This is a genomic window from Acinetobacter sp. NIPH 284, assembly GCF_000369425.1.
Lineage (GTDB): Bacteria > Pseudomonadota > Gammaproteobacteria > Pseudomonadales > Moraxellaceae > Acinetobacter.
This window is the reverse complement of the sequence record NZ_KB850024.1, coordinates 1-4,645: the sequence shown is the minus strand read 5'-3', so window position 1 is coordinate 4,645 and position 4,645 is coordinate 1. Positions and strand designations below refer to the sequence as shown.

General features: G+C 40.8%; 6 protein-coding genes. 4 read left to right on the top strand and 2 right to left on the bottom strand.

The features are described 5' to 3' along the window. Positions 1 to 381: 381 nt before the first annotated feature. From mobQ to F908_RS15220, 3 genes are read left to right on the top strand one after another with little or no spacing between them, the layout of a single operon-like run. The gene (mobQ, locus tag F908_RS15285) at positions 382 to 2,061 is read left to right on the top strand and encodes a MobQ family relaxase (protein WP_005166299.1); all 1,680 of its coding nucleotides are present in this window, start codon (positions 382 to 384) and stop codon (positions 2,059 to 2,061) included. A 44-nt stretch (positions 2,062 to 2,105) separates the two neighbouring features. Further along, entirely contained in the window at positions 2,106 to 2,399 is a 294-nt protein-coding gene (locus F908_RS15225; RefSeq protein WP_005166297.1) for a CopG family ribbon-helix-helix protein, read from the top strand. Next, positions 2,389 to 2,658, top strand: a complete 270-nt coding sequence (locus F908_RS15220) for a type II toxin-antitoxin system RelE/ParE family toxin (protein WP_005166293.1) — start codon at positions 2,389 to 2,391, stop codon at positions 2,656 to 2,658. The genes F908_RS15225 and F908_RS15220 overlap by 11 nt, the downstream gene beginning before the upstream one ends. A gap of 108 nt (positions 2,659 to 2,766) precedes the next feature. Here F908_RS15220 and F908_RS16420 read toward each other — a convergent pair whose 3' ends face one another. Beyond that, the gene (locus F908_RS16420) at positions 2,767 to 2,898 is read right to left on the bottom strand and encodes a hypothetical protein (protein ID WP_265596599.1); all 132 of its coding nucleotides are present in this window, start codon (positions 2,896 to 2,898) and stop codon (positions 2,767 to 2,769) included. A 1,138-nt stretch (positions 2,899 to 4,036) separates the two neighbouring features. Between F908_RS16420 and F908_RS15215 the strand changes: the two genes are divergently transcribed. Beyond that, positions 4,037 to 4,348: a RepB family protein gene (locus tag F908_RS15215; RefSeq protein WP_005166290.1), complete on the top strand. Its 312-nt coding sequence runs from the start codon at positions 4,037 to 4,039 to the stop codon at positions 4,346 to 4,348. A gap of 23 nt (positions 4,349 to 4,371) precedes the next feature. Here F908_RS15215 and F908_RS15210 read toward each other — a convergent pair. Then, a partial coding sequence (locus F908_RS15210) for a hypothetical protein (RefSeq protein WP_005166287.1) occupies positions 4,372 to 4,645 on the bottom strand: 274 nt, incomplete at its 5' end.

The following is a 4,645-nucleotide window of genomic DNA, read 5'->3' as shown; positions in this document are numbered from 1 at the left end:
CTAGATCCTTTCTTGCCTTTTCCTGACGTTCCAATTTTTCCTTTTCTTCATCGAGCATTTGACCCAATTCCATAGCTGTTTTTTTGACCATTTTTAATGCCTGTGTCTCAACCTATTTTCCGAAGTATGAACCATCATCAATGTGAAAAGTGTTCTACTTCAAAAACTCGACTTACATCAAGATCCGAGCGCAGCGAGCAAAATCAAAAAACAAAGTCAAAGCCTTATTGCTCTTGCTTTTGCTTTTAGCCTCGCAGAGTTCCCGAAGGGCGCACTTACGCAAAATTTTTGCTACGCCAAATTTTGCAAGTACGGTCAGGGAAACCCCGACACCCCAACCGCCCAAAACTTGGGGCGGCTGTTAATAAACAGGTGATGAAAATGGCAATTTACCATTGTGAAATGCAGAACATTTCGAGGTCAGATGGTCGCTCAATCGTGGCATGTGCAGCATACCGAGCAGGCGAAAAATTGTACTGTGATACGTACGGAAAAGAGCAGGACTACACCAAAAAAACAGGCATTGAATACACCCAAATTTTTGCCCCAACTGGGGCAAGTCCTGACATGTTAGATCGTCAAACCCTATGGAATCGGGTAGAGCAATCCGAACTAAAAAAGAACGGTGACATCAAACAGGAGGCAAGATTAGCAAAGGAAGTAGAGATAGCATTGCCGCATGAACTGGATAAGACACAGCGTCAGGCACTTGTTACCGAGTTGTGCCAGTCCTTAGTTAAAGCCTATGGAGTGGCGGTGGACGTAGCGATCCATGCCCCTCATGTGCATGGGGGAAGTGATGAAAGAAACCATCACGCCCACATACTAATGACAACAAGAAGCCTTACACCGCAAGGGCTAGGGAAGAAAGTCAGGGAGCTAGATCAGAACTCAACGCTGAAAAAAATCAGGGAAAAAGTGGCGGATCTGACGAACGTCCACCTAGAGCGAGCAGGGCTTGAGGTGAGAGTTGATCACCGCAGTCATAAGGATCGTGGACTAGACATCGAGCCGACATTCAAGGAGGGACTTGAAGCCACCCACGCCAAGCGCAGGGGGGAGGAACTGGAGATCGTCAAGCGTAATGATGAAATCAAAAAGCGCAATAAAAAAGCTGAAAGGCTTGATATGTCTATCATTGAGACGAGCAACAGAGTAGAGCAATTGACACTTGAACAGCAGCAACAGCAGCAGCTGGAGGATGCCGTAGACCAAGCCCCCGCAGTCTATGCCACCGCACAACAGGCACTATACGACCACCAACAACACCGCCAAACGCTTATAGATGTGTATTTGATTGAAGTAAAAACGGATGAGAAGCGAGCAGAGCATAGATTTTACAAGGCTTTGCAAGACAATATCGACCGCTTGCAGCTTGATAAAGTGATCAAAGAGGGACGAGCAGCTACAGCACTGCTAAGGGAGATCGGAGAGCCACTGCCGCCACCAGTGAAAGTGAAAACAGGTTGGTTTAGTGCTGATTATTACGGCTTTGAGGACATGCTCACACGTTGGGATAATGATCAATCTAGCCTTTCCATTTATCACAGAGAGATAAAAGAGGAGCAACAGGAACAGCAACGAAAACAACAGCAGATAGAAAGAGAAACTAAACAAAAACAGGAAGATGACAAAAAGAGACGGCAGGACTATGAAAGATATTTATCAAAATACGGCTATGTCAAAGATGCTGAGTATGACCATATCAGCGACCATGTTGCTTCAGACATTTCCATGTTTACACGTCTTCAGGCGCAGGCATGGGCAAGTAACGATATGCAAGAGTACATAAGGTGTTCAAAGCAAAAATACGAGCAGATCAGCGACAGAATAGCCTATGAGCGTGACTTGAAAAAAATCGGGCAATTGAGCCGTATCCTGGATAAAGACAGACAGGCACTTGCTGATATTTTACCGCAGTTGATGCCTTACTATGAGCAGATGCAACAGGCTGTTAATAAACGGAAAATTTTACTTGAGAATGAGCGACAGCCATCATTTAAACCACGTTATGACCAAGAACAGCCTAAGCCGAAAAAAGACAATGACCTAACTTTTTAATGTGTTACAATAGCATTCAAATGTAACACATTGGAGTGAAAAACATGACAGAAGCGACTTTTACCTTTCGGGTAGACCATGACCTAAAGCAAGAATTTTCAAGCCTTGCTAAGACTGTTGATCGGTCGGGGGCGCAGCTAATCCGTGACTTCATGCGTGACTTTGTTAAGAAGCAACAGGAAGCCGCAGACTATGACAAATGGTTCAAGCAGCAGGTACAGATCGGCTTAAATGAAGCCAATGCAGGCAAGTTGATTCCACATGAGGACGTAAAGGCAGAGTTTGCCGCTAGACGTGCTGCAACATTGGCGAAACTGGCAGCGAAGAATGAAGATTGAGTGGACTGAAACAGCTCGCCAAGATCGTAGAAATATCTATGATTATCTTGAAGAACGCAACCCTATAGCAGCTATTGAAATTGATGATTTAATTGAAGAAAAGACAGATTTACTTGTTGATAATCGACTGATGGGGCGCACAGGCAGACAGAAAGATACTAGGGAGTTAGTGATACATCCGCATTATGTGGTTGTATATGACATCACTGATATAATACGGATACTCAGAGTGCTACACACATCGCAGGAGTGGTCATGACTTACTCATGTACTTTGGATTATTTAGTGTTATAAAATCCTGATTTATAAATTTTTTTTGTTAAAAAAGATAAAAGCCCCTTGCAATTGCTTGGGGCTTTACCGTAATTTATGGGGTACAGATTTTCGATACTGACATATCGGCAATCGAAAGCATTAAGGTTAGACGACCGCTAATGATTTCACCACAGGGGCTTAATGTACCTGTCTTAAATTCTAAGGTTTTAACTCGCTTTGTCAAGCATAGACCCCAAAAATTTAGCCAATGTCTGTAACTCAATCTGTCCATGTGTGGGTGATGAGGTACAGTGACGCTAGCACACATCGGAAAAACGCTATTACTAGGGGAACTGAACAGAGTAGCGGACGCAATGAGTAGTCATTTAATTGGCGGTTATGAGCGTGTTCAGGCGGTGCTATCAATCGTAATCATAACAGTGGCAGCTTGATACAGTGATGTCATCCCTGATGCGAAAGCGACCGACCGACGGTACATCGAATGGGAATACTTTAGGGTGATTTTTAAGAATCGCTCTAGGGTGAGTATTTCCCATTCAGCTCTGCTCCCTCCCTCTGGTACTTTAATCAAAAGCACTACTAAACATATGTTTTTAAATAAAAAATATTGATATAGAGATAATATTAGTAAGAATAATTAAACAATTGAATATAGATAAATCATTGTTAAATAAAGATTAATTATTAAAATGAATGTATACTTATATATAAATCAATGATTTAAAATATTTGATAAAGAAAACTTTTCAAAAAAAATATAATTGAGATTGTGTCATTTCGGTCAATTCTTAATATGTTCCACGCAAGTTTTAGCTATGGTGCTAAACAGAAATTTGCTGAAAAAGAACTTTTCACTGAACTGGTTAAAATGTAAGCAGCCTGAGAGCCGCCAAAAATTTTAAAAACAAACCGCCTTAATCATCTTCAAAAAATACCTCTAAAACCTCACCATTTGCGTTTTAAGACCCATATTTCATCCTGCCCTTATGTTCCCATGCTGATAGCTATAAAGTGTCTGTAATCGCTTCCTATGACGTTCTAGGCTGTTGATAACTTTTGGAACAACGCAAAATGTTAAAATCCGATCATTTTTTAACCTAGTTATTTTCGTTACAGGGTAGCTTTGGTAGTATTATTTCAATATTTAGTTGTTGCAGGATAACAAAATATGTGTTACAGGGTAATTAATTTAGCGTTACAGGATAACTATAGTTACAGGGTAACGTTAAATAGTTATCCTGTAATTTAAAAATAGTTGCAGGATAGCATAAATTTTTACAAATAAATTTTATAAAAAGTTATCCTGTAACTAAAAACAATGTTATCCTGTAGCTATGATATACTATATGGGAGTTAAAGACATGAAAGACCCGAACGATCAGAAAACACAGGACATGCTAAAAGAGCCGCCAAAAACCAATGCCGAACGACAAAAAGCATATCGTGAAAAACGCAAAAGCCTTGATAGTCAACGTTTGGAGGTGTTTATAGATAAGGGTGTGTCGGATATGCTTGCGGACATGGTGGGCGCAGCAGGGGAGAGCCAAAAAGCCATTTTGACCGCATTGATTGAGAAAGAGTATAAGCGGCTGTATGCAGTGAAAAATAGCAAGCTAAAAAAGTACATTGATTCAAAAAGTAATGCAGATAAAAAAGAAACCCTCGATTTATGAGGGTTTTTTATAACTACTAATGCCTATGAAAATAAGTGCTTATCATTTTCTCTAATGTACCCAATAAAATCGGGGTTTTGTTCCAATAGTTTCTTGATGTCATTATCATGTTTCTTCAGTAAGTAAGCCCCGATCAGGATCTTGCGTTTTGCATCGTCTGACCTTGCCTGTTTTTGCTCTCGACCTTTCACCACAGCGTCAGCTAGATCCTTTCTTGCCTTTTCCTGACGTTCCAATTTTTCCTTTTCTTCATCGAGCATTTGACCCAATTCCATAGCTGTTTTTTTGACCATTTTT

Excerpts from the sequence above, each read along its gene's own strand:
- F908_RS15225 (WP_005166297.1), top strand. The coding sequence starts at position 2,106 with ATGACAGAAGCGACTTTTACCTTTCGGGTAGACCATGACCTAAAGCAA.
- F908_RS15215 (WP_005166290.1), top strand. The coding sequence starts at position 4,037 with ATGAAAGACCCGAACGATCAGAAAACACAGGACATGCTAAAAGAGCCG.
- F908_RS15220 (WP_005166293.1), top strand. The coding sequence starts at position 2,389 with ATGAAGATTGAGTGGACTGAAACAGCTCGCCAAGATCGTAGAAATATC.
- mobQ (WP_005166299.1), top strand. The coding sequence starts at position 382 with ATGGCAATTTACCATTGTGAAATGCAGAACATTTCGAGGTCAGATGGT.